Genomic DNA, 25,603 nt, shown 5'->3' on the forward strand with positions numbered 1-25,603 from the left:
CAAAATTATAGCATAATAATTCAAGGTACAAAGTAACTGATGCAATATGAGATATTTTCACACCTATTACGTTTATTAATTATTTCGTATATAATTAAATTTGAAAATTCTATTTTATTGAGGTGTTTGAATGAAGAGAAGTAACTTCTCATTTTTTACGGGTCAATGGAGTATCCTAGCTAATTTAGGAGAACTGGCGGAAAAGAATGTCTATACTGATCCGCATACAAGTTTATTTAAAACACGCTTATTTGGAGAAACATTATCTAAATTTATTCTTGCATTTGAAAATATAGAAGAGCCTTATGGTGTGAAACAAGTGGAAAGAATTAATATCTTAAAAAGAAACGATATATTAGATGATGAACTTATAAATATGTTGGATTCCTTACGACGAATCGGAAATATTGCTGCCCACGATGTTTATGGCAATGAATCAGAAGCACTCACTGCTCTTCGTTTTGCTCATCGTTTAGGTGTTTGGTTTATGGAAGTATATGTGGATTATTCTTTTCAAGCTCCTAGCTTTATCGTTCCTATACGAAGAGAAGTGAATGTAGATTTAGAGAAAATGAATCAAGTTTACGATGAAAAGGTAGAGAAATTAGAACAGGAGCTTGAGATATTAAGAATAGAGCAAAAACAGCGTTCCGAATTAGATATAAAACTACTCAAAGAAAAAAGGAAAAACACGACTGATCGCTATTTAAATCAGTTGAAATATACCGAGTCAGAAACAAGAGTATTAATAGATAAACAGCTAAAACAAGCAGGATGGGAAGTAGATACAGAGAATATTCGGTATAGCAAAGGTTCAAGACCAGAGAAAGGAAAGAATAAAGCAATCGCAGAGTGGCCTTGTTGGGAAGGTATAGCTGATTATGCGTTGTTTGTAGGCCTAGAATTAGTAGGTTTAGTAGAAGCAAAGCGAAAACGAAAAGATGTCATGTCCGATATCGAACAAGCGAAAATATATGCTAGGCATGTAAGAAAGAGAGCAAATGAAATCATTCTCGGACCATATGGGGATTTTTATGTACCTTTCTTATTTGCAACAAATGGTCGTCCTTATATTAAACAATTGGAGTACAAATCAGGAATATGGATGTTAGATGCAAGGAAATCTACCAATCACTCCAAACCACTGCAAGCTTGGTATTCTCCTCAAGGTTTACATAACCTCTTAAAACAAGATATTGATAAATCTACAGAAGAATTACGGAATGAAACGTTAAGTTATTTGAAATTACGACCATACCAGGAAAAAGCAATTCTTTCCGTAGAAAAAGCAATGGAAAAAAATCAACGTCAAATTCTTGTAGAAATGGCAACAGGTACTGGTAAAACAAGAATGGCACTAGGTCTTATTTATAGATTAATAAAGTTTAATCGATTTAAGAGGATATTGTTTTTGGTTGACCGGGAAGCTTTAGGAAAACAAGCAGAGGATGTATTTAGAGACTCTAGATTAGAAAATTTCCAAACTTTTACGGAGATTTTTGATTTACAGACACTAAAAGAGAACCATATTCCAGAAGAAGAAACAAAAGTTCAAATCGCAACTGTTCAAGGAATGGTAAAGCGCTTATTTTATCAAGAGGAATCTGTACCGACTGTTGATCAATATGACTGTATCATTGTGGACGAGGCACATAGAGGATATTCTCTAGATAGAGAGATGTCAGATTATGAGCTGGAGTATCGAGATCATCAGGATTATATTAGTAAATACCGCAAAGTAATCGACTACTTTGATGCGGTGAAAATTGGACTGACGGCAACACCTGCGCTTCATACCGTGCAAATCTTTGGAAACGCTGTATTTACTTATACGTATCGAGAAGCTGTGGTAGACGGCCATCTTGTAGACCATGAACCACCCTACCAATTTAATACCGAATTGAAAAAAATGGGAATAAATTGGAAAGTAGGGGAAAAGGTAGAAGTCTATCATGCTGATTCAGGAACTGTCGAAACGGAAGTATTAGCAGACGAAGTGAAAATTGATGTGACTGGATTTAATAAAAAAGTAATCACAGAGAATTTTAACCGAGTTGTTTTAAATGGCTTATCGGAATATCTTGATCCCTATGCAGAAGGAAAAAGCCTTATTTTTTCTGCTACCGATGATCATGCGGATATGATAGTTCGAATCTTAAAAGAGGAAATGGCAGAATGTCACGGTCCAATCAATGATAGCCTCATTGTGAAAATAACAGGTTCGATTAAAGATCCAAGTCAAATGATTAAACGTTTCAAAAATGAAAAACTTCCAAAGATCGCAGTTACCGTTGATCTATTATCAACTGGAATTGATGTTCCTGAAATATCCAATATCGTATTTATGAGACGGATTCGTTCGCGAATTCTTTATGAGCAAATGTTGGGCAGGGCAACTCGACTATGTCCAGAAATAAATAAAACGCATTTTAAGATTTATGATGCTGTTGGTTTATATGAGAGTTTAAAACCATACACCAGTATAAAACCTGTTGTTGCTAATCCAAGCGTTTCTGTGCAGAAATTATTCGAAGAACTAAAAACGTTTAAAGGCACTTACTATGAAGATGACCGGAAACAAGAACTCATTGCAAAAATCCAGCGAAAAAAGCAGCATTGGGATGATCAAGATTTTAAAGATTTTCAAGTCTTAAATGATGGACAAACCTTAGACGAGTTTATTGGTTGGTTAAAAGAGGCAAAAGGTAAACAAATCGTAAAGAAACTAAAAAACAAAGAAGAGCTGTTGAAATACTTAGATGAAAATCGAGGTCGTCCATCAAGTCAGTATATTTCTACACACAAAGATCAGCTAATTGATGTAACAAGAGGTTATGGAGCTGCGGAAAAACCGGATGACTACCTAGACAGTTTTCATCGATTTATCAATGAAAATATGAACCTAATCCCAGCGATACAAGTCATTTGCACCAGACCAAAAGAATTAACCAGAAATGAACTAAGGAAACTAGCGTTGGAGTTAGATCAAAAAGGATTTACAGAGAAAAACCTGCAAACAGCTTGGTATCACTCCACAAATGAGGAAATAGCCGCTGATATTATCAGTTTTATCCGCAGATATGCGATTGGCGATCCCTTAATCAGTAAACAAGAACGTATTAAACGAGCGATGAAAAAGATTTATAATAGGAAAGTATGGCCTCCTCTGCAAAAGAGCTGGCTTGAAAAAATTGAAAGCCAATTGTTGAGTAACACCATTTTAGATCCTGATCCGGAAAAAGCGTTTGAAGCCCAGCCATTTAAAAATAGTGGCGGGTATAAAAGGCTAAACAAAATATTTAAAGGTGAATTGAAATCTATTTTAAACCAAATCAATGATGAGCTTTATCAAAAGGAGCAAGCATAAATGAATAACCATGAAATCGTACAGAAGCTTTGGAACCTTTGTAATGTATTAAGAGATGATGGTATCACGTACCACCAGTATGTGACAGAACTCACTTATCTCTTGTTTTTAAAAATGATGGAGGAAAAAGGTCGGGATAAGGAAATACCAGAACAATATCGATGGAAATCCCTTACCAGTAGACATGGAATAGAGCTAAAGAAACACTATGTGAATCTTCTAAATGAGCTTGGAAATACACAAAATGATGATATCCTTAGCCAAATTTATGCCAATGCAAAAACTAATATCGACGAACCAAAGAACCTAGAGAAACTAATTCGGTCTATGGATGGATTGGATTGGTACAGTTCGGATAAAGAAGACTTTGGAGATTTATATGAAGGTTTACTAGAGAAGAATGCGAGTGAACTAAAATCGGGAGCAGGGCAGTATTTTACTCCTCGTTCCTTGATTAATGTTATTGTCAAACTAGTAAATCCTCAACCGGGAGAGCGATGTCATGATCCAGCTTGTGGAACCTTTGGTTTTATGATCGCTGCAAATAATCATGTATCCAAAGCAACAAATGAGTATTACACCTTAAAGGAAGAGGATTATAATTTTCAATTGGAAAAGGCGTTTTCAGGTGTGGAGCTAGTACGAGATACTCACCGCTTGGCAATGATGAATGCACTTCTACATGATATTCAAGGGGAAGTTATTCTAGGCGATACCCTTTCCAGCTTAGGAGAAGGATTAAAAAATTACGATTGTATTTTAACCAATCCTCCATTTGGTACCAAACAAGGTGGGGAAAGATTAACTCGTTCTGACCTTACCTATACAACAACCAACAAACAACTTAATTTTTTACAACATATTTATCGGGCATTAAAAGCAAATGGCAAAGCCCGAGCAGCAGTTGTTTTGCCTGATAATGTGTTGTTTGAAAGTGGAGTAGGAGTGGAAATTCGAAGAGATTTGATGAATAAGTGTAATTTACATACGATTTTGCGTTTGCCTACTGGTATTTTTTATGCTCAAGGAGTAAAGACCAATGTTCTTTTCTTTACACGTGGTACAGAAGAAATGGGTAGTACAAAAAATGTTTGGGTGTATGATCTTCGCACCAATATGCCAAGCTTTGGGAAGCGAAATCCATTGAGAGAAGAGCATTTTGCTGATTTTATAACAGCTTATACTTCGGAAGATCGAAGTAAAGTTGTGGATGAGCGTTGGAATGTGTTTACTCGTGAGGAAATTGTGAGGAAAGAGGATAGTTTGGATATTGGGTTGATTGCAGACAAGTCACTATCGGAGTATGAAAATCTTCCTGATCCGATCGAATCTGCGAAAGAAGCGCTTTCCAAATTACAGCAAGCAGTAGGATTGTTGAATGAAGTTGTAGATGAACTTAAAGCAGTTGAGAACGTGACAAACTATAGAACATTAGAAGTAAGTAGTTATAAAGTAGTTGAAACTGTTGGGGTGCATGAGAATGAGTAAAAAAGGCAATAAGTTGAGAACAGTAGAAGAACTGTTTAATGAAGCACTTATACCTGCTGGAAAGCAACTTTATGAAATTCCAAAGAGTTGGGTGTGGGTGAAGTTTGGAAATTTAGTTAGTGAAAGTAAGTTAGGCTTAGTTAGATCTAGCCAAGAACAGTCTAATATAAAAAAATTCATGTATTTAAAAATGAATAATATAACAAGTAATGGTAGATTAATTTTGGAGAATCTAGTGAAAGTTGATGCAAGTACAGAAGAGTTAGAACAATATAAGTTAAAATCTGGGGATTTTTTATTCAATACTCGAAACAGTATCGAATTGGTAGGGAAAAGTAGTGTTTTTGATAGTGAGTTGGTCTCGGAACCAGTACTTTTTAACAATAATATTTTAAGAGTACGCTTTTTAAGAAATGTTGATCCGAATATAGTTAATTATTTCTTGAACTCACAATATGGGAAAATTTTATTAAATGATATTAAAAGTGGTACAACTAATGTTGCTGCCATTTATGCGAAAAACCTGAATTCGATTGCAATTCCTTTGCCTAATAAAAATGAACAAAAACGAATTATTGGCAAAATTGAACTTCTTTTAAATAAAATTGACAAAGCAAAGCAATTGATAGAGGAAGCAAAGGAAACATTTGAACTTCGTCGAACTAGTATTATTCAAACAATACTTGATGAAGAATTAAATGAAAATAATGTATCTGATTTTTGGAAAAAGATAAAAATTAAGGATTTATTCAGTATATTTGGAGGTGGGACACCAAGTAAACAGAGAGAAGAATATTGGAACGGCAAAATTCCGTGGATCTCACCTAAAGATATGAAGAATATTTATATAAATGAAAGCAAGGATTATATTACAGAAGCTGGACTTATTAATTCTTCTGCAAAACTAGTTAAAAAAGGTTCAATAGCTATGGTGGTTAGGAGTGGAATTCTACAACGAGCACTTCCTATTGCCATTATTACGAAGGAATCTACAGTAAACCAAGACATAAAAGTTTTTGATTCTGGAAATGAGTTAATTAATAGGTATTTTGTGTGGTACATAAAAGGTAATGAAAAAAGTTTGTTACGTGACTATTCTAAGTCTGGAACAACTGTTAACAGTATTGAGTTTGAAAAGTTTAAGAATCATGAAATGTTGTTACCACCTATCGATGTACTTGAGAAAAAAGTTAAAAAAATCGAAGAGATTATTGAAAAAGAAAAAAAATTACAGGAAATTATAAACATGGATGAGTCGATTGAAAAATTAAAACAATCCATCCTCTCCAAAGCATTCCGTGGCGAACTTGGCATCAACGATCCAACAGAAGAAAGTGCAATCGAACTCTTAAAAGAAGTATTCCAAGAACAGTTATCATAAAATGTTTAGTCAATTAAGAGAACGGGCTGAATATCGCACGCCCGTTTCCTATTAGCTGACCTATGAATCAAATTCAATTCAGTATTATTTGTTTTAATGAGCTAAAAGCTTGCTTATTTTATGAATTTTACATATCTTTGGAACCTCTACAACATCTCTGGTGATATACGAACTTTAGAGATTATTGAATAAAAGCTACTCCAAAAAAGGAAAAGGAAGCTGAATGTACCAAGTGGAAGATGGACAACATTCCGCTAGTGAGGCTGGATCGAAAGCGATGTTGAACCAATATATTCCAAGAGATTTCTTGACAGTAATCTCAGCTTCTTATAAAATTGGTGTGGACGGTGATCAGGTCGCGTGCGACGTGACCGATCCCCCGTCAAATATGTGTTAACCTACGAATATACGGGTTACTAGCTGCCAGGCCTGAACCGCGTATTCATAGGGGAAGGATAAGATCTTATCGACTTGAAAAAGCGATGAGGTCTTATTTATTGTTTGGGTAGAACCGTTTTCGATTGCTTTCCCGACAATGGTTGTCAGGATCATCGTTCCAACCCAATGTAGCACCATTTTCCACCATTTACCGGAGTTCGCTTTGTCAAGAGCTTCCTCGGCTTTGATGGCCCGGTTTTCCCACTCGTTTTTTGCTGCTTGCTCCTTTTTGAGCTCGGCTTTTGTTGCAGCGAGTTCCTGTGCAGTCGATTGAAATCGAGTCTCAGCTTCAAGTGCCTGATTTTCCCACACATTGGTTTTTTCTTGCTGCTTTTGGAGCTCGACGAGCAGTGAGTCGATTTTGGCTTCTTTCTCCTCGATCTTCTCTACCAGGTAAGTGTTTATTCCCTCTACTTCTTGACATGACTGTTGGTCAACAACAACTTTCGTTTGTTTTTCCATTCATATTTCCCCCTTTTATTAAGGGAGATCAGTCACGTCGCACGCGGCCAGATGCATGACGCATTGGCAACCGTCCACAGTGTCTGCTTGAGGCAGACGAAAAGCTATAGGTAAAACTGTGCAGGGAATGGCGAAAGCCCTCTACCTGCGTTGCTATCGCTGGTTCCTGCCAAAGGCAGCTGTTTTCACGATAACGCGATCGAGCAAACATGCAGCTCAACTCAGCCGAGAACATCATGTTCGATCAAGCGAGGAGCACATATTTTCATCAGATCAAAACAGACATACTTTTATCTAACCATAATTAGATAATATTTTCAATATTTGCTATAAAATCCGTTGTCTCAATCATCCTTTTCCGAGTAGCTGGATGAAATTGCGCTTTGGAGTCAAATTTTTAAATATCTCAGAGAATCGAGTTTTTGAGAGTGACTATAGAATAAAGAAAACGGGTTGCATATCGCATGCCCGTTTCTATTAACTCACATCATATGACCTAATAATCAAATGCTTAGCCTTAGGGGATAAAGTTACTTTAAAAGTTTGAGTTAATTCAGATTCACAAATTTAAATTTTCAGTATATAAATTATGATAAAAAATAGATACGATGAAAGGGTGTACAATGAGCACACTGTTATTTGTGGTGGACGTTCAAAATGGATTTGTGAGCAGCAAGACGAAATTTGTACTTGAAAGAATAACAAACCTGTTGCAGAAGGGCTTATTTGATTATGTTGCATTCACCCAATTTATAAATGAAGAGGCCAGTCCTTATAGGGAATTCCTTCATTGGGGAAAATTATCTACCACATGGGAACAAGAGTTACATCCTCAAATAAAACCTTTTGCTACGAATGTATTTAAAAAGGGGATATATTCGGCTATTAACAAAGAGACATTGAAATTTATTAAAGAAAACAACATTGAAAAAGTATTTATCGTTGGAATTGATACGGATTGTTGTGTCTTAAAGACGGCAGTTGATTTATTTGAACATCATATTCATCCTATTGTTTTAGCTTATTACTCTGCTTCTAATGGTGGAAATGTAAGTCATGATGCAGGGGTGAAGGTGTTGGAGCGTTTAATCGGCAGACAAAATATTATTCATTCGGAAATAGATGCAGATGTGCTTTCGGATATTTAATTAACCAGGTGCTTCATTATCGATTCCAAAGAGTATATATAGAAACTGCTGAATATCCGATGAAATATTTGTAAATTCAATCTTTTTGTGGTGAGCAAATTGCTTATGCCAAAAAGATTGTATGAGATTTTTGCTGAATCTGATCTCAATCAAGGGGATAAAACGATGAGCCAGAGTGGGTTGGAAATTAATTTAGATCGTGTTCATCATCTTGGAACAAAGATAAAAGAAATTCATAAGCAAATTCCAATTATAGATACGGTTCCCATTGTAAGAACCAGGGAAGAGGCTGATTGGTGGGGGCTATACTGGATGGTGATGGTCTCCAGTATTCAACATACTGCTAATATATCTGGCCGAGTTGATGGGAAACTAGTACGAGGTACTGATTATTTATTTCTCGCATCGCAGCGGCATTTCTTAGCTCATCCAAGCCAATTGGATTGTGAAAAACTCAGTCAAATGACTACAGAGGATTTTAAAAGTATTTTCCTAGATGATAACGGTGTTGCGAACATTGACCGGATTGATGAGCGTTTAGATGGAGTGCATTCTACTGCTGCCTTGTTATTGGAACGCTTTAATGGGAGATTTTCGAATTTATTATCCGAATCAAATTACGAAATATTTGGTCATCATGGTCTCTTTTATAAATTGCGTCCATTTCCTGCATATGCTGACCCAGAGGAAAAGAAATCGAGGGTTCTTGTTATTTATTTGCATCAAGCAAATATCTGTAAATTTAGTGATTTTTCAAAGGTTAAACTTCCTGTAGATTATCATGTTATACGTGTATGCTTGCGATTAGGTTTAGTAGAGGTTATAGATCCTGTTCTCGGTGGAAAGATCAAAACAGGGGAAGAAGTTTCCTCAGAGTTTGATATTAGAATACGAAATTGTATAGCTGCCATTGGAGATATTCTAACTGAATATGCTTCTATGGCCGTCATTAATCAAGTACTTTGGAATATAGGCAGAGGTTACTGTTTCAAGGATGGTGCTATTTGTTCAGGTACTTCCACGCATCATTCTATTTCTATTTTCGAACCTAGATATGGTGACAAATGTCCAGCAGAAAGCATTTGTCCATCATGTAAAGACAAAAGCAAACAGCATCTCCTCAAAGAGCCAAATGTAAAGACAAACTTTTATTAGAAGTGAGGGATAATAATGAATGTAGCATTAGTTTGGTATGAATTTGTTTAACCATAGTGCTAGCTTTAATGAATTCCATATACATATCATGGAGAAGGCAACGAGCGAGTCTGCAATAAAGGTACTCTATGAGTAGATATATATGTAGTATTATTCGAATGGTTGGAATGTATAGTATTATTTGAAATGGGGTATAACATATATTAAAAATTTGTATAGCAACCTTTGTTACTTCCCTTCAAACAAAGGTTGCTTTTTTGTTTTTAAACTTGTTTTGAGAGGAAGGAGCATTGCATCTTTCAATAAAAAAACTTAGCGATTATATGGTAAACGGGGGAATGTATCGACCATCTATATCAGTAAATCCGTATTCCTTTGCTAGATCGCCAACTTTTAGCACTTGTCCGCTCTTGTCCAGGATCTTGGGATCATTTGCTAAGGCTGTGATGGCACGTCCGATATAATGAGGGCTTTCTGTATTTTTCAAAGCATCGATTTCCTGCCAATTCTGTTCGTCGGTTTGAAAGCCTAATAGTACCAGTTCTGTTCTCATCCATCCTGGTGAAACTGCTACTACAGGGATATGATCTTGTTTTAGTTCGATGGATAAGCCATATGCCATGCGAGCTAGTGCGTTTTTGGCTAAATCGTAATAAAAGGTTCCGATGTATTTGTCTTGATCCCAAAAAGTCGTATGGACAATGAGTCCCTGTTGCTTTTCACGGAGTAATGGGATTGCAAAATAATTGGTAGCAAGTTGAGCACGTACACCCGCGGTAAACATGGTATCCCATTGTTTTAACGAGAATTCCCAAAAAGGTTTTGGTTCTGCATCACTCCAAAGATCGTGCCCGCCCCATACGTTATTTACTAGAATATCGAGCTTGCCTTGTTCGCTGCGAATTCGGTTCATCACAGCTTCTGTCTCTGAGTCATTGGTATGATCACAACGAACGGCGATCCCATTCCCGCCTGCTTTCTCTATTTGTGAGACGGTATCATCGATGGTTCCAGGCCAGTTGTTGGTGGAGTTCCCTTTGCTGCTGCGTCCTGTAACATAAACGGTCGCTCCTGCTTTTCCTAGTTCGATAGCAATACCGCGCCCTGCTCCTCTGCTGCCTCCTGTTACAAGAGCGATCTTTCCTTCTAATGATTTCATGTATCCATTCCTTTCAGGTGTAAGATAGCTTTATCATAAAGGATAATTCTTGACAACTTGTGTCATATTTCATTAAATAAATACACTTCATCTGTATTGAAAGGAGAGTAATATGAGAGGGGATCGATTGATATCTATTCTTTTGTTGCTACAGTCACAAGGCCAAATGACAGCCAAAGAATTAGCAGAGAGATTAGAGGTTTCCGAACGAACAATTTACCGAGATATGGAAGCCTTAAGCGGAACGGGTATCCCTGTTTTTGCAGAGCGTGGTAAAAATGGCGGTTGGTCATTATTAGAAGGTTATCAAACAAATTTAACAGGGTTAAAAGAATCCGAAATACGTGCCTTATTTGTTTCTCCTTCTGTACAATTACTAGACGAATTGGGTTTAACTCGTTCTTCACAGGAAGCTAGAAACAAACTTATCGCCTCGCTGCCTTTGAATTATCGCGAAAGTGCCAATGAGGTATGGAATCGAATCCATGTGGATACAAGTACATGGCGGCAGCAGCAAGAAAAAATCGAATCATTTGAAATGCTGAAAAACGCGATATGGAAGGAAAATAAATTAGAAATCGAATATCAAAGGGCAGACGGAAGAACGAGTATTTGCCTTGTTAAACCCCTTGGACTGGTAGCGAAAGGGAGTCGCTGGTACTTTATTGCTTCCAAAGATAATGATGAAATTCGAACTTATCGAGCATCACGCATTCAAGTAGCGAAACCTGTAAAGGAAACATTTGAAAGACCAAAAGACTTTGATCTTGCGGGGTATTGGAGATCTTCCACAAAAGACTTTGTAGAAAACTTGCCGATTTATGAAGTGTGGGTGGCAGTCAGTCCGTCTATTTTACCAAGGCTGACATTTACCGATCGCTTTGTGCAAATTGTTGAATATGGAAATAGAAATGAGGATGGCTGGATATCTGTGAAACTTTTATTCAATACCGAAGAGGAAGCAAAGGGGTATATATTAGGATTTGCAAACCAGATGAAAGTGATGGAGCCTAAAGAATTACATGATAAAATTCGTGAGATGGCTGAAGCTGTTGTGGCGTTTTATAAACAAGAGGAGTCTAAACTCAAACAATAAAATGGAATGGGATGTATCTTAATCAAACAGTCAACTGTTGCAAATTGCCAATACTTGAAATGGCACAAATGAACGGCAATAAACTGTACCTTATAGTATGAAGGGTACAGTTCTATGTTTTGCTGATTGTTCTCTGACAAATCGTCCTTACAAACGAATGAGTACCCCATTCCCATCTTTATCTTCGATATCGGCTATTGTTACACCCTTATATTTCTTTAGTTCTGAGAGGACAGGCTGGAGGGTCTGTTTGTCCAAAGTAGGAACAGGGAAGGTGATGTTTTTTGTTCCTTTGTTTATCGCTCTCCAAAACCATTTGCTGCAAAGGACTAGGCTTATGATATGCAAGACGGAATAGGGGAGAGGGATGGTATAGCGTTTTTTTTCCGCTCGAATGACCACTTTTATCATTATTCGATTACAACTAGAACAGTGTCTTTATTCGCAGAGGTAATATCTACAATTTGTCCTTCTGCTTCGTTTTCGATGGCATGGATTAGTAAATCCATATCAATATCTTTTACATATTTTTCGGACTCGGGAAATTTTTCTGCGATATGATGGCCTGCTTTTAAGATGGTTTTCACAAGATTAAGCGGTATGTTGACGTTCACTTTGTCTCCCTCAGCAGAATTGACTCTGATTCTCAGCATTTTCTTCAGGTAGTTTGTATGAGACGAAGCGTTTGAAGGTTTTTCATCCTTTAGCAATTCGATTAATTCTGCTCCTTTGTCCGCTGTGATTTTCTCCTCTTGTACCATCGTCAATATTTTGGCGATCTCTTCTTTCATCTTGAATCACTCCTATCCTTTTTTTAACATCTCCATTGCTTCTTCTGGGCTGATTTCCCCTTTTTCCAGCAAAGAGACGATCTCTTTTTTGTTCACATCATCTTGTTTCTTTTGGGTTGAATGTCCTAAAGCCACTATAATTTCATCCAATTTTCCACGGACGGTTGGATAAGAAATTCCTAACGCTTTTTCCACTTCTTTGATATTGCCACGGCAGGTTAAAAAGATTTCAATAAAATAAAGCTGTTCTTTTGCTAAGGTAGCTAACTTGGAAAGCTGAAATTCATTTTCGATCGTAGTGTGGCAGTGTGTACATTGAAGACGTGTAATTTGCAGCTGCTGACTGCAAACGGGACATGTGGTAATCATCGGAAATGCCATATCGATCTCCTTTCTTAAACACATTATATAATTAGAGATTGAATATATCAATATAAAAATTGATTATATTAATATTTATGATCACATATTTCGTTAATATCAATTTATAAATTAACAAAACTCGCTTATACGAGTGTTTGTTATTTAATATAAAAATATACCGAATTTATAGTATTATGAAATAAGGAGGTGTAACATTTAGTTGAATAAAGATAGTAAAGTGTATAAAAAGTATAGAGTTATACGAAGGAAGTATATTGAGTTCAAGCGTTCTGTTAAAAGTAATTTGAAAATTCCCTTTTATCCGTTTTTCGCAATCCAATTTTTATATGAGCAATGGAAACAAGGATATGCTCCTTCGCTTGATCGACTGATGTTTCAAACAGACAGCCCATTGGAGCGGATGCTTTACTATGAGCTCCGGTATACCTTCCAAGGGAAAATTGCGCCACAGCATGCCCTAGGACCATACTGGATCGACTTTGCGATTCCAAAACATAAGTTAGCACTGGAATGTGATGGGTACCAATATCACTCGAGTGAAAAAGCACGTCTGCATGATCGAAATCGAGATGCTTATATGAGACGTGTCGGCTGGAAAGTGATGCGTTTTACTTATAAGGATTTATGCAGGGAGAATATAGCTCAAACGATACAACAAATACATGAATATACGATGAAGTCTACTTCAAAGCGGAAAAGAGCAAATTGAATTTGTAATCAGTACAAAACAAATAAAGCCATCAGACATTATAGGTTCTGAATGGCTTTATTATCTATTTTGATGTATTCATGGTGGCTCGCTATCCAAGGTTGTCCCCTCCTTTTAGCAACAACATTTTTTGTACATCTTCTAGGGACTGGATATATCTACCCATTTCACCAGCTTTTTTCCAACAATCTGCCAAATGTACAAGGATTACTTCAAGATAGTTATCTAGATGATATTCTTTTGCTAGTTTTTTTGCATCTTCATAGTAAAGTACAGCACTTGGAAATTTACGTTGATTTGATTCAAAATCAGCAGAAGACATTAAAGCAAAGCAATATCTTGGTGCATCTTTAGATTGTTTTCCTTCAATTAATGCCTTCTCAAAGTAATTTCTTGCTTTTTCTATGTGGTTTTGTTTGCTATAGAGTAATCCAAGGTGTGTGTAGGTGGAAACAAACAAGTTATTTCCATCGATTTTCTTTTTGATTTTGAATTCAAGAGCTAGTAAATATATTTGTTCTGCATTTTTATAGTCTTCTAGATTAGTTAAAATGTTACCCCAAGTGGTTAGAAGCTCCACCGCTCTTCGATAACTTTTATTTTTACTTGCTAACCTGTAACCTTCGATTGCGTACTTTATTGCTTCATTAAAATCTCTTTTTCGGTTTAATAAAGATGCTTTGATTTCATACATATTAAGAAGTACTTCTAAATCTGAGATGCTAGCATATTCAAGCCAAAGCAAATCTAAGGTATGTAAGGCATCATCAATCTGATTAAATTTTTCGAGGTATATTACTTTTCCAATCATCAAGAAAAACTTTATTTCATCTCTATCACCATTGGAATCATATCCATCCAACCCCAACTGAACATAATGCAGGGCAGAATTTAGATCATTCTTTTGAAAAAAGCTAATCCTCGCCAGCTCCTTATAAGCAGAAGCGATGAGATTAGAGGAAAAATCTTTTTGCTTGGTAGCTGTCTCCACTACTTTCTCCAAGTAATTGCGGGAACGATCCCAATTTTTCCGGTTAAAATAGTACAAGCCTTTGAGAAAGGATATCGTACTTAACATTTCCCCTTGTTTTTCTAACTTGCGAAGTTCTGCGAGCAGGGAGCTGTCGTCAAGATGGAGTTGAATTTTGGATTCAAGTAAAGATAAGTGCATCTGGAGTTGTGAATTCGATTTTTGTTGGTGTTCGATGAGATGTGGAAACTGTGTTGGTTGAACACCTAGTTTTTCACAATATCGGTGAAGCTTGCTTTCTTTGACACTTTTGCCTTGCTCGATAAAACTTATGGTAGCGGAAGAGAGACCTTTTTCTACGAGATCGGCGATCCGTAATCCTTTCTCTTTGCGTATAGAGCGCAGTGCACTACCCATTTGCTTTGACATGCCGATAACCCTCCTGATTCAGTTACCCGATTTTATTGTAATTTTTTTTAAAAAATTTCGCCATCTTTTGTTTAAAACCTTCTTTTTCTTCCATATCTTAGAGTTTGCTTTCTTGTTTTTGTCGAGAAATTGTCCGCTATTGGTTTGTATGTATCAATATTTAGAAAAGAAAATAGATATTTTTTCTAAAAAGGATAAATTTGCAAATTAATTTCTACCTATTGTACAATGCAATCAGCCTATTTTAGATGGTTAACTGATCAGCCTGCCTTATCTCTATTATTTGATTGCTCATCTGTTTTTTGGGATTTATTTATTGGAATATTCGATATTCGTGGTTGGCACCAAAAGAAAGGGGAATAAAAATGGCACTAAAACTTATCGTAGAAGGTTGCAGAGACAAGGTGAGAGATTTTGTGGATTTCCTGAAGATCAGTCCACATTGGCAGCTTTATAGCGGATCGAAGTTGTCTTTGGGAAAAGAGGAGATGAGGATTGATTACTATTTTGATCGAAAGCCGGCAAATCAGCTTTCTCTGTCAGATAAACCGATTAGTAAACTCATTCTTCACAGCCAAGATGGGAAAAGAATGGAGATTACGTTACTTGGCGCACAGGTAGTGGAGATGGGGGAAGGGATTACTTATATTCATGGGACAAACTACGACGTGTATGCTGGGAAACAACCAAAATAATAAGGAATATTGAAATGATTGTTTCTTTGATTCTAAGTCTGATCGTATTACAATGGAAATAAGTCCTGAAAGGCATTCGACCATCTGTTGGAGTATCAAGCTATGCATTTGACATTTTCGCAAATCGACACTGCAGAGAGCATGATCCAGGATGCGGAGACTGCACTTGAAGAAAGGCATTCCTTTCGTGGCCTCGGTTATGCGGAGCTAGTTCAATCTCACATCCTTTCGTCTGTATTCTCCATCGACGTAGAACCCCAAGTTCAGAAAGCGCGAAGCTTCTTGGAACGTGATGATGCACAGGAACAGCGTTTGGGTTTGGGATATGCCAGATTGGCCACCATCTATGCGTCCATTTCTCCTGCCATTTCAATCAAAATGGCAGGAGAAGAGCTGCAGGGATTGATGGCCATCATCCGGGAAGCAAAGACTGCCCTTCGTGAAAGGAATCAGGATCGAGGTGTAGGCTATGCGGAACTAGCCCATTCCTATCTCGCAGCAGCAGTTGCATCAATTCGTTTCGAGTTGGGGAGAGAGGCGAAGCGCTATTACGATGCAGCGTGGAGCAAGCTCGGTAGTGACGATGCTGCTGAACAGAGTTTGGGATGGGGGTATGCCCGGCTCGCTACGGTCTATGCGTCCAATCCCCGGAGTCCGAAGTATGTGAGTGAGTATGCGGTTATAACCATCATCCGGTCCTCGCTGACAGCACTCCAGGAAGGGAACTCTGTTCGAGGTCTGGGGTATGCGGAGCTAGCCCAGTCCTATCTTTCCGCAGCAATCGTCTTTCGAGACATCTCCTCCCCTGACCTCCAGGTGAAAAGGAATGAAGCAATGCGCTGTTACGATGCAGCGTGGAACAAGCTCAAAAGTGACGATGTTGCAGAGCAGCGCCTTGGGTTGGGATATGCCCGACTCTGCACTGTCCACACGAATCTGGTAGATATGAGCAGCAACTAGCTGAGCTCAACAGAGGGTCTACTCCCCCATAGGTCAAGCACTTTGTGCAAGCACACTATCTGTGTGTGCCTATGATGGGGACCCGTAAATTATTTGTTTGTTTCACATAGATGGCAATCCAGTGAGGTAATACCTAAATGCAAAGAGCAACCTGAGGATCAGGTCGCTCTTTGTCGTCTTAAAGAAATGCTACTTCTCATCGGGATTTTCCCAAAAATCTACTTCTACCCTTTTCATGCCTAGTGTTTGCAATACTTTGTCATACGTATCACTGGTGATTCCAGGGGTTCCACCCTCGATTCTAGAGATGGTTGTCTGTGTAATAGCGTGACCAGTTACTTTTTTTACTTGTTGAACTAGTTCGTTTTGTGTCCAGCCCAGTTGAATACGGCGGTCAAAAATAAGATTCCTCATCTGTACAGGGAAACTTTCCATAAATTCGTTCATCTTTGGCGTCTGGTCAAGAAAACTCATCAATTCTTGATGAGTGGTAGGCTTTTTCATCGCTCTATCATCTCCCTATATATTTAATAGGATTACGAATAAAATCAGCATGCATTTTTAGGGATTGTGTTACCATTTTGGTAAACGCTATACTAGATTTTGATTTCATCATGATAGATTCGGTACAACAAACATACTGTATTCCATTATGATAATGAGTAAAAAACAGCATTCGAAAAAAATAGCTTTCTTTTTTGCTATCCGTTGGAAAATGATCTTCATTTACTTGAAGTTCCAAAAGTGGCGGACTGTGATCTAATCGTCTGACGACATTAAGGGTAACTAAAAATCTACTCGATTCTGTGGTGACAAATTGATAATCTTGAAATGCATCCCATTCAGGAATTCCATGTTTCTCCATATCCCGCAGACCCAATCGAATTAGTGGCAGGAGACGAAGACATGATTTATCACCAGCATTTGCTTTTTGAGCCATCACGTAAATGGTGTCTAAAGCCGGCTGATCCCCGTTTTTGTTTTGCAGGTAAATTACTTTGGCTTTATTCATATTATATGATACAGGATTTAAACTGTCAGAAAAAATTAAACCCTGATTGTTACACCCTCCTTCTTTCGAACTATATTCTGGTGCAGAAGTATAGAGGAAGATTATGTAATATTTTATTTGAAATAATCAAAAATTACAAAATTAATTTTTAACGAAAAAGCGACAACTACATCATGTTGTCGCTTTCGTGTTTCCTTTATTTTGCAATCATTTCATATTCCAGATTAAGAACTTTCACTCCGCAAAACCAAAAACGGTGAGTCATTTGCAATCTTCCATATTCATCAACCCAAATGATGAGATTCTCGTTGAATGGAATCCGGAGAGAAAAGTTTTTTGTCATGAGGTAATGACCTTCATCACCGTCTCCCCCTCTTCTTGGTACTGAAGTGCATTGAAGGGACCCATTTATACCATGTTCCAGCCGATAAAACGTTGCTCGATTGTAATTTGGTACTGGCATAGTGAAGTGAATATATCGTTCACCATCGTATTCATGCTCGGAATAAACACCAGCAATATAAGTGTCATCGGAGTCTTTATAAGCACAAATCCAAGCATTTAATTTTCTATTCCAATATTGGTGAGGGTTATGAATGCTAATGATTTTACTGTCTAACTCTCTTATACCCTCCCCAGGAGAGGGGATATTCGCTTGTTGTATTTTATTTGACAATGCTTTATGTAATTTTTCAAAGAGCCAAGCCCCTTTGGTCCAATGGGCGTGAAGAGAAATATCATATAATGATGTATTTTCCATGAAAGAGATTACTTTTGGATGGAGCTGATCGATCATAAGATCGCTTCTTCTGAACCTTTCCACCTTTGTTAAGATACCAGCATGAGAAACGATTTCTTCTTCATATCCATTTTCTTGTAAGAAATTTTTACCGATAAACCATTTTCCATTGATGTTGATTTGAGGGAGTTGATATAAATTTCTCCTCTCTAACGGTTTTCGGTAATACCATCCAATCAGTCCTAATACAAATCCAATAGCAATCGGAATTTCATGATAATACACCCAAACATTCGATCGAATCCATGTGACTCCATGCAATTGGTATATACCATTGATAATAGACAAAATGCAGGTGGCGACTAATAGTATTGCAGATATTTGAATGCAAAGATCAGTGATAACATTCTTTTTCTCGATACGGAAAAAGACAAAATAGCAATATGCTACTATGCATAAAGTATAAATCCATAACCCTATGTTTTGAGTCCAAGGATTGGTGAGCATGCCAATTCCAATGAGCAATGGACTGACTATTATACCGATAACAACACAGCGATATAAGAAACCAAGTTTTCCATCGATCGTAAGTATCCTGCCTGTCCATCCAATAAAGAGTGCAGATAAGATTGCAGTAAATTGAAAATGGAAAGTGGTGCTTAGATAATGATAAGCGATGCTCGGATTGGTAGAAAAGCAGTACATACTGAGCGTAATGCCGCCAAGGAAAGCATATAAGAAACTTGAATCAACTGCAATTTCTTCTATGACATAATATCCTCGTTCCATCAAACGTCTGACTCCATAACCAAATAGTGCAAATGAATAGATCAACCAAACGATTGATAATATTTTACAGAGTGTGCTTCCAGTAGGAAATAACAATGCAATTCCCATGATTAGGGCAAAAAATATATGACATTTGGATAGAAGGGCATGATATCTGGAACTATCTCCACTCATTCTCTTTATTGTAGGGACTAAAGCCAGTGAAGTGGGAATGAAGAGAAAAATAGAAAAGAGCAGAATTCTTTCAATGCCAGACACCATAACAATAAATACTAAACATAAAAGAAAAGAAATTAGCGAGCTTTTTAATAAGTAATTTTTCATATAAATAAAATTTCCTTGTCTTTTTTCTGAATAGTCTACCACAAATAATAGGAAGTAGATACGCTACATAGTAAAAAAACATGACAAAAATTACGATGGCTGAAAAGAAGCTATGAAAATTCGTGGATTTTCTCAAAAACACCTAATTCGTCTGACCTTGTATGGAGGCTGTTTCAAAAGAATCAGTACTTTCTGTGTATAGTACTATTATTATAAATAAGCTTTTGATAGAATATTATTAGTCTGAAAATATAAAATAGGAGATCTAATCAATGGTTCGGAGTTTATTAGTCATAAGTGGTTTATTTTTGTTTGTCCTTTTAAGTGGTTGTATGAATACAGAGGCAGCAAGCCCTACTGAAAAAGAAAAAACAATCATTCTGTCTAATAATCATATGAAAAAAGCAATGAATGTTCATGAACAACCACTTTCTCCAGCAGAGATCCAATATGGAAAAAAATCGGTTTATTTTAATGGTAGCCGCAATAAGAAATGGGTCGCTCTTACCTTTGATGATGGTCCAGATAATATTTATACTCCAGCTATACTCCGAATATTGAACAAATATCATGTTCATGCGACTTTCTTTCTAATTGGTCAAAACGCGGCACAATATCCAAATATCGTGAAGCAAATTGTTGCCAATGGAAATATAATCGCGGACCATACTTGGGATCATCCCCTTTTACCAAAACTAACGGATCAAAGAGTTTTATGGGAGATAAATCGGTGCAGACAACAATTGAAACAAATAACAGGTAAGGATGTAGCTATCATGCGTCCTCCTTATGGTGCAATTAAAGGAAAAAAACAAGTTATTCTAAGGGATGGATTTCAAATTGTAGATTGGGATGTGGATACGCTTGATTGGAAACCTGGCAGAACTCCTGAGCAAATTCTTAATACCATTAAAAAAGAATTAAAAAATGGAAGTATTATTTTAGATCATAGTGGTGGCGGTAATCGGTCGGCAACTGTAAAGATGCTGCCTACTTTGATTCAATATTTGAACTCCAAAGGGTATCAAATAGTAACAGTTGATCAAATGTTACACATCCCAGCTTATCGTTAAGATTTTAAACTATCGAGCAGCAAAGAAATGCTTGATAAAACAGTTTTCACAGAAGTATGGTTTTTTGAAAGTTACATGGCCCTCGTTAGGTGAGTCTATTATACAACCATATGCCATTGTAAAAAGGATTTTATCTAAGTAGAAAGCGAGCTGATTATTAGCTCGCTTTTTCTGATGGATTTCTTGATGTATAATATAATTGGAAAATTCAATTTAAATGTACACTTACATAATAATTATCAGTAAACATAAAGGAAGTCGAACGATGGCAATACCAAAATTTGAAAATATTTTCCTCCCATTCCTCCGAACTTTATCCAATCAAAAAGTACATACGTTGAAAGATGTGAGAGAGAGATTGGCGAAGCGGTTTCGACTGACACTAGAAGAGAGAGAAGAGCAAGTATCTAGTGGATCAAGGCGGTTTGATAATCGAGTCGCTTGGACAAAATCTCATTTGATAAAGGCATCTTTGGTAGATAGTCCAGAGCGAGGGAAGTTGCAAATTACCAAGCGGGGTTTGGATTTGTTGGCAGAGAAGCCTAGGAAGTTAACGATTAAAATATTAAAAGAAAGATACTCCGAATATGCAGAGTTTCGACAGCAGATCCGAACATCGGAAGAAGAGACTCAAGTAGAGGAAGAAGAGACCAACACGCCAGAAGAAGTGTTAGAAACTGGTTATAAACAGCTTCGCAGAGCATTGCAACAAGACCTCCTAGACAAAATCAAGGATTGTAATCCGTATTTTTTTGAAAAATTAGTGGTCAACTTGTTAGTTGCGATGGGGTATGGCGGTGCGCATGAAGAGAAGCTGGGTTTAAGTCGTGATGGTGGAATTGATGGGATGATCAAGGAGGATAAGCTTGGTTTGGATGTGATATATATTCAAGCAAAGCGATGGAGTAATCCAGTGGGACGTCCAGAGTTACAAGCGTTTGCGGGAAGTATCCTCGGTCGTTCCGCCCAAAAAGGGGTGTTTATCACAACATCTCGGTTTACAAAGGATGCCGTTGAATATGTCAAACATCTCAATCAAAAGATTATTTTAGTAGATGGGGATCAGTTAACGGACTATATGATCGATTTTAATGTTGGTGTGCATGAGACTGCGAGATATGTGGTAAAAAAGATTGATACCGATTATTTTTTGGACGAGTAGGGGTGCATCATGAAATACAAAACTGTTTTTTTAAAGTTACAGAAACAGGTAGCATGATCGATGAAGATTATCTCTTAGAGCTGGATGAAAAAATACCAGATTTAGAGATGGATGCGGATATTTCTTTGCCAGATAATGATTATTATGTGATGAATAAATTGTATGACCTTCTTCTTGATGAGGAGGAGGAGTGGATATTTACAACTTACTATGGTGTAATCGATCAAGATACATGGGATGACAAAGTACAAGATTCTTCAGCAGCTCCAATAGAGCAGTAAGAATGCTTTCGTATGCACGGTACAGGAGGTTCTTCTAAGATTACATTATTTTCCGAATAGATAGGAAATTCTTATTAATGTAAGATAGGATATATTTTGCAATTTATGAATAATAGTTTTATAATAGAGACGTTTGTTACCTATAAATAGGAATAATATTTCATTTTAGGAGGATATACCTTGTCTGTAGATGTAAATGCAAATGGGACTGAAATTTCAAGTGAAGTGGTAGAGGAAGTGGGAGAGAGCAGTTTAGAAGAATCTCCCGAGTATGAGGATAACTATGTATTCAAAAGAAGTATTTTCACTCCTTGGAATAAGGTGAATTTGAGTATCAATGATAAGCTGTTGCAAGTAAATGGAAGAACCTTTTTGTTAGGTTTAATCCCGACCGGAAAATACAACTTAACCTTTCCGCTAAAATCGCTTTCTAGTGTTTCAACTAGTTCTTGGTTTCGACTAGGTAGATTTATTATAAGTTTTCTTGTTATGTTAATTGATTTCTCTTTTTCTCTATCTGATGGACTGGGGACTTTTCTGTTATACATACCTTTACATATCTTTGTTATTTTATTATTTTCGTCTGCTTTTCCCCACCGTCTTCATATTTTAAATCATGGAGGAGAGCGAGAAGTCATTTCTATTTCCTATTCTGAGCGAAATAGAATGAATGGGATAGCAAATCGTATTAACAATGCGATAGCAAAGTTATAGGGAACAGAATATAAAAAAACATGAAAAACCTTATTTTCAGTGAGAGAACTCATGAAAAATAAGGTTTTTTGCCTTTTTGAGCTAATACTGACTCCTATATAGATTCCATTTTGCGCTTTTTCTCGAACACTTCTATAATAAATAGTAAATAACGAAGAAATTAACTCGCAATCTAAAATGGAGGATGTTCCATTGTCCAAAAAATCGAATACAACTGACGCACAAAAACAAGATAGTGGAAAAGAATACCAATTTAAGAAAAGCATTTTCTTTCCTTGGACAAAAGTAAAGATAAGGTTAGACAACAATCAACTTCAGGTTATAGACAGAAAAAGGTTATTATGGACGATTCCTATTGGGCGATATAGCGAAAAATCATATCCTCTGCAAATTATTTCAAAAGCAGAAGAAAAAAAGCGTTTTGGTTTGAGTGGATTTCTTGCGGGAATATTGCTCCTTTATTTTTATCTATATATGGTTGGGAATAGCTTGGTCTTGGATGTTATTGTGGGACTTGTATCTATTTTTGTATATTCCTTGTTTCTCATTTCTGGATTGTATTGTCTTTCTAAAGGACTAGGTTATAAATTATATTTGATTAGTAATGAAAAAAAGAAACAAACAACCATCGATATTTCCTTTCGAGAAAAAGAAAAATTACAAGAGTTTGTGGATGAGATCAACAAAGCGATAAAAAAACATTGAAACGAGCCCTCATTCTTCGAATTGGGCTTATTTATTTATATCACAAAATTGTGAATAATTATTGACTGAAAGCCTTTTCTTTATATTATCATTAGAGTGATACCACTTTAAGCATAAAGGAGTTGGCTATATGTATATCCTTCTTTTGCCGCTTGTGATAATAATCCTCTTTTTTATCCTCACTTCCTTACGAGTAATTCAGCAATATGAACAAGGTGTAGTGATTCGTCTTGGGCGTTATGCTCGTTCTTTAAAACCTGGCGTGAGATTTGTATTCCCATTGTTTGAGTCGATCAAAAAAGTAGATATGCGGATTCGTGTAGAAAATGTAGAAAATCAAGATATTATTACAAAAGATAGTGTCCCAGTAACAATCAATGCTGTCGTTTACTACCAAGTAGTGGATGCTCAAAAGGCACTTCATGGGGTAGAAAATTATAAAAAAGCAACTTCCACTGTGGCACAAACCGTGCTTCGCTCTAATCTTGGAGCTCATACGATGCAAGAAATGTTAACAGAGCAGAGAAAATTAGACGATTTATTGCGTAAGACATTAGATGAATCCACTGAACCATGGGGAATTAAAGTTACTGGTGTGGAGATACGGTCGATGGATCTTCCAGAAGGTTTGCGCCGCGCGATGGCAAAAGAAGCAGAAGCAGAACGGGAGCGAGTAGCCAAAGTCATCACTGCCAAAGGGGAATATGAAGCTGCTGAAAAATTAGCAGAAGCAGCTAAGGTCATCAGTCAACATCCTGTCGCCATGCAATTGCGTACTTTGCAAACTATGACTGAAATCGCAGCAGAGAAGAGCAGTACGATATTATTTCCATATGAAATGTCTAATTTAGCAAGTTTATTTCAAAAATCATCACAAGATGAAACCACAACACTATCGGAAGTGATCCAAAAAAATAGGAAATTAAATGATTTTGATGATTTAATAGACAGCTAGGTAAAAGGTATCCTCTATATAATACAAAGAGGATACCTTTTTTTGATGATCCAGAAAAATATAATTATGAGGAAGTGGAAATGATTATTCATAATTTACAAAAAATAATTGATCCATTAGAATCTTAGGTAAGATCTTCGCTTCAACCATGGAGTATGGGTGTCGCAAAAGTACACCACGTTCGGCAGGGAAGTCACTTTGGATGTCTATGGAGTGGACTTCGACCTCCTCGACAATGTGGGGGAGTTAGAAGTCCAGTTAATCCGTGCAGCCAAGGAGTGCGGTGCCACGGTAGTGGGTGTGGAGTCTGAGACATTTGACCCGCAAGGCGTCACGATTGCAGTGGTGCTGTCCGAGAGTCACTTGACCATTCACACTTACCCTGAGGAAGGATACGCAGCGATCAACTGCTTCACCTGTGGTAGAACAGTTGATCCGGAGCTTGCGATCCGATACCTGATCGAGGTGCTAGAACCGGATTCGTACTCTGGCTGGCTCATTCCAAGGGGACAAGGACCCATGAGTCCGAAGCCCTTCAAGTAGGCGAGGAGCTTTCAAGGGACTGGTGCTGTCTTCGATGGTGCCAGTCCCCGGCTTTTATGTAAGGTTGGACGAATAAACGAGTATTAGAAGGCAGAAATGAACCTTCTAACGATAGAGACGAATATATGAAAAAGATAAAAGCCTCCATAATTAGGAGACTTCAATAAGTTATTTTATGGTTACCTTTACATTTCGAAAAGCATTGTTCTGATAGGTTCTACACTTAGAATGATCCAATGGAATGATCAATTTATTGATTTCTTTTCCATCTTCTTGACTTTGTTCAAAAAGTTCAAGGGTTAAGTTTTTATGTTTTTCTACTTTGATTTTTTCCTTAAAATCTCCCCAGTCAGGTGCACCTTTCGAAGCTGTACCATAACCTTTGGTTAATTCTTTCTTTTTTAATGTAATCCGATAAGAGTAAGTGGCTTCCCAAACTCGAGCTTGTCCTGTCACTACATAGGTGACATAAGATTTTGTTGGTGTTTTTGCTTCTGCTAGATTTGGAACGATTACAAGTGTGGCAAAGAGTGAGAGTGCTAGAACATAAGATGTTAATCGTTTCATGATAGATTCCTCCAAACGTGATAGGTGATAGAGTTCACGATGTATATTTTATACGAAAATTATGATAATTAAAATAAAAAAATCAAAACATTCACATCTATTCTGGG

27 protein-coding genes are annotated in these 25,603 nt (G+C 37.0%); 17 read left to right on the plus strand and 10 right to left on the minus strand.

Features of this window, described 5'->3' with window-relative positions:
• Positions 1–130: 130 nt before the first annotated feature.
• The 4 genes from hsdR (at position 131) to AC5WOF_RS08610 (ending at position 6,633) form a co-directional block, all read left to right on the plus strand.
• The gene (gene hsdR, locus AC5WOF_RS08595; protein WP_496049552.1) at positions 131–3,367 is read left to right on the plus strand and encodes a type I restriction-modification system endonuclease; all 3,237 of its coding nucleotides are present in this window, start codon (positions 131–133) and stop codon (positions 3,365–3,367) included.
• The gene (locus AC5WOF_RS08600; protein WP_496049553.1) at positions 3,368–4,855 is read left to right on the plus strand and encodes a class I SAM-dependent DNA methyltransferase; all 1,488 of its coding nucleotides are present in this window, start codon (positions 3,368–3,370) and stop codon (positions 4,853–4,855) included.
• A complete protein-coding gene (locus AC5WOF_RS08605; protein ID WP_496049554.1) occupies positions 4,848–6,236 on the plus strand; it encodes a restriction endonuclease subunit S in 1,389 nt (462 codons plus the stop codon). Before AC5WOF_RS08600 ends, AC5WOF_RS08605 begins: the two co-directional genes overlap by 8 nt.
• Positions 6,237–6,459: 223 nt before the next feature.
• Positions 6,460–6,633 (plus strand): hypothetical protein, encoded by a 174-nt coding sequence (locus AC5WOF_RS08610; RefSeq protein WP_496049555.1) that lies wholly within the window; start codon positions 6,460–6,462, stop codon positions 6,631–6,633.
• Here the strand turns inward: AC5WOF_RS08610 and AC5WOF_RS08615 are convergent.
• The gene (locus tag AC5WOF_RS08615) at positions 6,630–7,136 is read right to left on the minus strand and encodes a hypothetical protein (RefSeq protein ID WP_496049556.1); all 507 of its coding nucleotides are present in this window, start codon (positions 7,134–7,136) and stop codon (positions 6,630–6,632) included. The genes AC5WOF_RS08610 and AC5WOF_RS08615 overlap by 4 nt on opposite strands.
• A gap of 623 nt (positions 7,137–7,759) precedes the next feature.
• Here AC5WOF_RS08615 and AC5WOF_RS08620 point away from each other — a divergent pair.
• Both AC5WOF_RS08620 and AC5WOF_RS08625 read left to right on the plus strand, forming a co-directional pair.
• On the plus strand, positions 7,760–8,284 hold the full coding sequence (locus AC5WOF_RS08620; RefSeq protein WP_496049557.1) for a cysteine hydrolase family protein: 525 nt from the start codon (positions 7,760–7,762) through the stop codon (positions 8,282–8,284).
• A gap of 105 nt (positions 8,285–8,389) precedes the next feature.
• Positions 8,390–9,439: a queuosine salvage family protein gene (locus tag AC5WOF_RS08625; protein WP_496049558.1), complete on the plus strand. Its 1,050-nt coding sequence runs from the start codon at positions 8,390–8,392 to the stop codon at positions 9,437–9,439.
• A gap of 319 nt (positions 9,440–9,758) precedes the next feature.
• Here AC5WOF_RS08625 and AC5WOF_RS08630 read toward each other — a convergent pair whose 3' ends face one another.
• Complete coding sequence (locus tag AC5WOF_RS08630; protein WP_496049559.1) at positions 9,759–10,598, minus strand: SDR family NAD(P)-dependent oxidoreductase; 840 nt, start codon at positions 10,596–10,598, stop codon at positions 9,759–9,761.
• A gap of 112 nt (positions 10,599–10,710) precedes the next feature.
• Here AC5WOF_RS08630 and AC5WOF_RS08635 point away from each other — a divergent pair, with 112 nt between their 5' ends.
• Positions 10,711–11,694 carry a helix-turn-helix transcriptional regulator gene (locus AC5WOF_RS08635; RefSeq protein WP_496049560.1) on the plus strand — a complete coding sequence of 328 codons (984 nt, stop codon included), beginning with the start codon at positions 10,711–10,713 and terminating at the stop codon, positions 11,692–11,694.
• A gap of 147 nt (positions 11,695–11,841) precedes the next feature.
• On the opposite strand, the gene AC5WOF_RS08640 is transcribed toward AC5WOF_RS08635, so the two are convergent.
• Genes AC5WOF_RS08640 through AC5WOF_RS08650 form a run of 3 tightly spaced genes read right to left on the minus strand, consistent with a single transcriptional unit; the run spans position 11,842 to position 12,866 of the window.
• Positions 11,842–12,105, minus strand: a complete 264-nt coding sequence (locus tag AC5WOF_RS08640; protein WP_496049561.1) for a hypothetical protein — start codon at positions 12,103–12,105, stop codon at positions 11,842–11,844.
• Complete coding sequence (locus AC5WOF_RS08645) at positions 12,105–12,485, minus strand: SHOCT-like domain-containing protein (RefSeq protein WP_496049562.1); 381 nt, start codon at positions 12,483–12,485, stop codon at positions 12,105–12,107. Before AC5WOF_RS08645 ends, AC5WOF_RS08640 begins: the two co-directional genes overlap by 1 nt.
• 12 nt (positions 12,486–12,497) lie before the next feature.
• Positions 12,498–12,866 carry a DUF2089 domain-containing protein gene (locus AC5WOF_RS08650; protein WP_496049563.1) on the minus strand — a complete coding sequence of 123 codons (369 nt, stop codon included), beginning with the start codon at positions 12,864–12,866 and terminating at the stop codon, positions 12,498–12,500.
• Positions 12,867–13,068: 202 nt separating this feature from the next.
• Between AC5WOF_RS08650 and AC5WOF_RS08655 the strand changes: the two genes are divergently transcribed.
• Positions 13,069–13,578 carry an endonuclease domain-containing protein gene (locus tag AC5WOF_RS08655; protein WP_496049564.1) on the plus strand — a complete coding sequence of 170 codons (510 nt, stop codon included), beginning with the start codon at positions 13,069–13,071 and terminating at the stop codon, positions 13,576–13,578.
• 91 nt (positions 13,579–13,669) lie between these two features.
• Here the strand turns inward: AC5WOF_RS08655 and AC5WOF_RS08660 are convergent, their stop codons facing one another.
• Positions 13,670–14,977 (minus strand): helix-turn-helix domain-containing protein, encoded by a 1,308-nt coding sequence (locus tag AC5WOF_RS08660; protein WP_496049565.1) that lies wholly within the window; start codon positions 14,975–14,977, stop codon positions 13,670–13,672.
• A gap of 365 nt (positions 14,978–15,342) precedes the next feature.
• Here AC5WOF_RS08660 and AC5WOF_RS08665 point away from each other — a divergent pair, with 365 nt between their 5' ends.
• Both AC5WOF_RS08665 and AC5WOF_RS08670 read left to right on the plus strand, forming a co-directional pair.
• Positions 15,343–15,672 (plus strand): hypothetical protein, encoded by a 330-nt coding sequence (locus tag AC5WOF_RS08665; protein ID WP_496049566.1) that lies wholly within the window; start codon positions 15,343–15,345, stop codon positions 15,670–15,672.
• 102 nt (positions 15,673–15,774) lie between these two features.
• The gene (locus tag AC5WOF_RS08670) at positions 15,775–16,632 is read left to right on the plus strand and encodes a hypothetical protein (RefSeq protein ID WP_496049567.1); all 858 of its coding nucleotides are present in this window, start codon (positions 15,775–15,777) and stop codon (positions 16,630–16,632) included.
• Between the two features lie 189 nt (positions 16,633–16,821).
• Here AC5WOF_RS08670 and AC5WOF_RS08675 read toward each other — a convergent pair whose 3' ends face one another.
• From AC5WOF_RS08675 to AC5WOF_RS08685, 3 genes are all read right to left on the minus strand, one after another.
• Positions 16,822–17,136 (minus strand): helix-turn-helix domain-containing protein, encoded by a 315-nt coding sequence (locus AC5WOF_RS08675; protein WP_496049568.1) that lies wholly within the window; start codon positions 17,134–17,136, stop codon positions 16,822–16,824.
• Positions 17,137–17,143: 7 nt separating this feature from the next.
• Positions 17,144–17,644, minus strand: coding sequence for a hypothetical protein (locus AC5WOF_RS08680; RefSeq protein WP_496049569.1), 501 nt, complete (start codon positions 17,642–17,644; stop codon positions 17,144–17,146).
• 196 nt (positions 17,645–17,840) lie between these two features.
• Positions 17,841–19,496: a YndJ family transporter gene (locus AC5WOF_RS08685; protein ID WP_496049570.1), complete on the minus strand. Its 1,656-nt coding sequence runs from the start codon at positions 19,494–19,496 to the stop codon at positions 17,841–17,843.
• A gap of 272 nt (positions 19,497–19,768) precedes the next feature.
• Here AC5WOF_RS08685 and AC5WOF_RS08690 point away from each other — a divergent pair, with 272 nt between their 5' ends.
• The 7 genes from AC5WOF_RS08690 to speD all read left to right on the plus strand — a co-directional run bounded on the left by AC5WOF_RS08690 (position 19,769) and on the right by speD (position 24,929).
• Positions 19,769–20,569 (plus strand): polysaccharide deacetylase family protein, encoded by an 801-nt coding sequence (locus AC5WOF_RS08690; protein WP_496049571.1) that lies wholly within the window; start codon positions 19,769–19,771, stop codon positions 20,567–20,569.
• Positions 20,570–20,834: 265 nt separating this feature from the next.
• Complete coding sequence (locus AC5WOF_RS08695) at positions 20,835–21,731, plus strand: restriction endonuclease (protein ID WP_496049572.1); 897 nt, start codon at positions 20,835–20,837, stop codon at positions 21,729–21,731.
• Positions 21,732–21,733: 2 nt separating this feature from the next.
• Positions 21,734–22,012 carry a hypothetical protein gene (locus tag AC5WOF_RS08700; RefSeq protein ID WP_496049573.1) on the plus strand — a complete coding sequence of 93 codons (279 nt, stop codon included), beginning with the start codon at positions 21,734–21,736 and terminating at the stop codon, positions 22,010–22,012.
• Between the two features lie 180 nt (positions 22,013–22,192).
• Complete coding sequence (locus AC5WOF_RS08705) at positions 22,193–22,726, plus strand: hypothetical protein (protein ID WP_496049574.1); 534 nt, start codon at positions 22,193–22,195, stop codon at positions 22,724–22,726.
• 192 nt (positions 22,727–22,918) lie between these two features.
• The gene (locus AC5WOF_RS08710; RefSeq protein ID WP_496049575.1) at positions 22,919–23,431 is read left to right on the plus strand and encodes a hypothetical protein; all 513 of its coding nucleotides are present in this window, start codon (positions 22,919–22,921) and stop codon (positions 23,429–23,431) included.
• Between the two features lie 130 nt (positions 23,432–23,561).
• Positions 23,562–24,386: an SPFH domain-containing protein gene (locus AC5WOF_RS08715; RefSeq protein ID WP_496049576.1), complete on the plus strand. Its 825-nt coding sequence runs from the start codon at positions 23,562–23,564 to the stop codon at positions 24,384–24,386.
• A 159-nt stretch (positions 24,387–24,545) separates the two neighbouring features.
• Positions 24,546–24,929 (plus strand): adenosylmethionine decarboxylase, encoded by a 384-nt coding sequence (gene speD, locus AC5WOF_RS08720; RefSeq protein ID WP_496049577.1) that lies wholly within the window; start codon positions 24,546–24,548, stop codon positions 24,927–24,929.
• A gap of 168 nt (positions 24,930–25,097) precedes the next feature.
• On the opposite strand, the gene AC5WOF_RS08725 is transcribed toward speD, so the two are convergent.
• Positions 25,098–25,496 (minus strand): Gmad2 immunoglobulin-like domain-containing protein, encoded by a 399-nt coding sequence (locus AC5WOF_RS08725; protein ID WP_496049578.1) that lies wholly within the window; start codon positions 25,494–25,496, stop codon positions 25,098–25,100.
• Between the last annotated feature and the right edge of the window lie 107 nt (positions 25,497–25,603).

This window comes from Shimazuella sp. NTD250 (assembly GCF_059510375.1).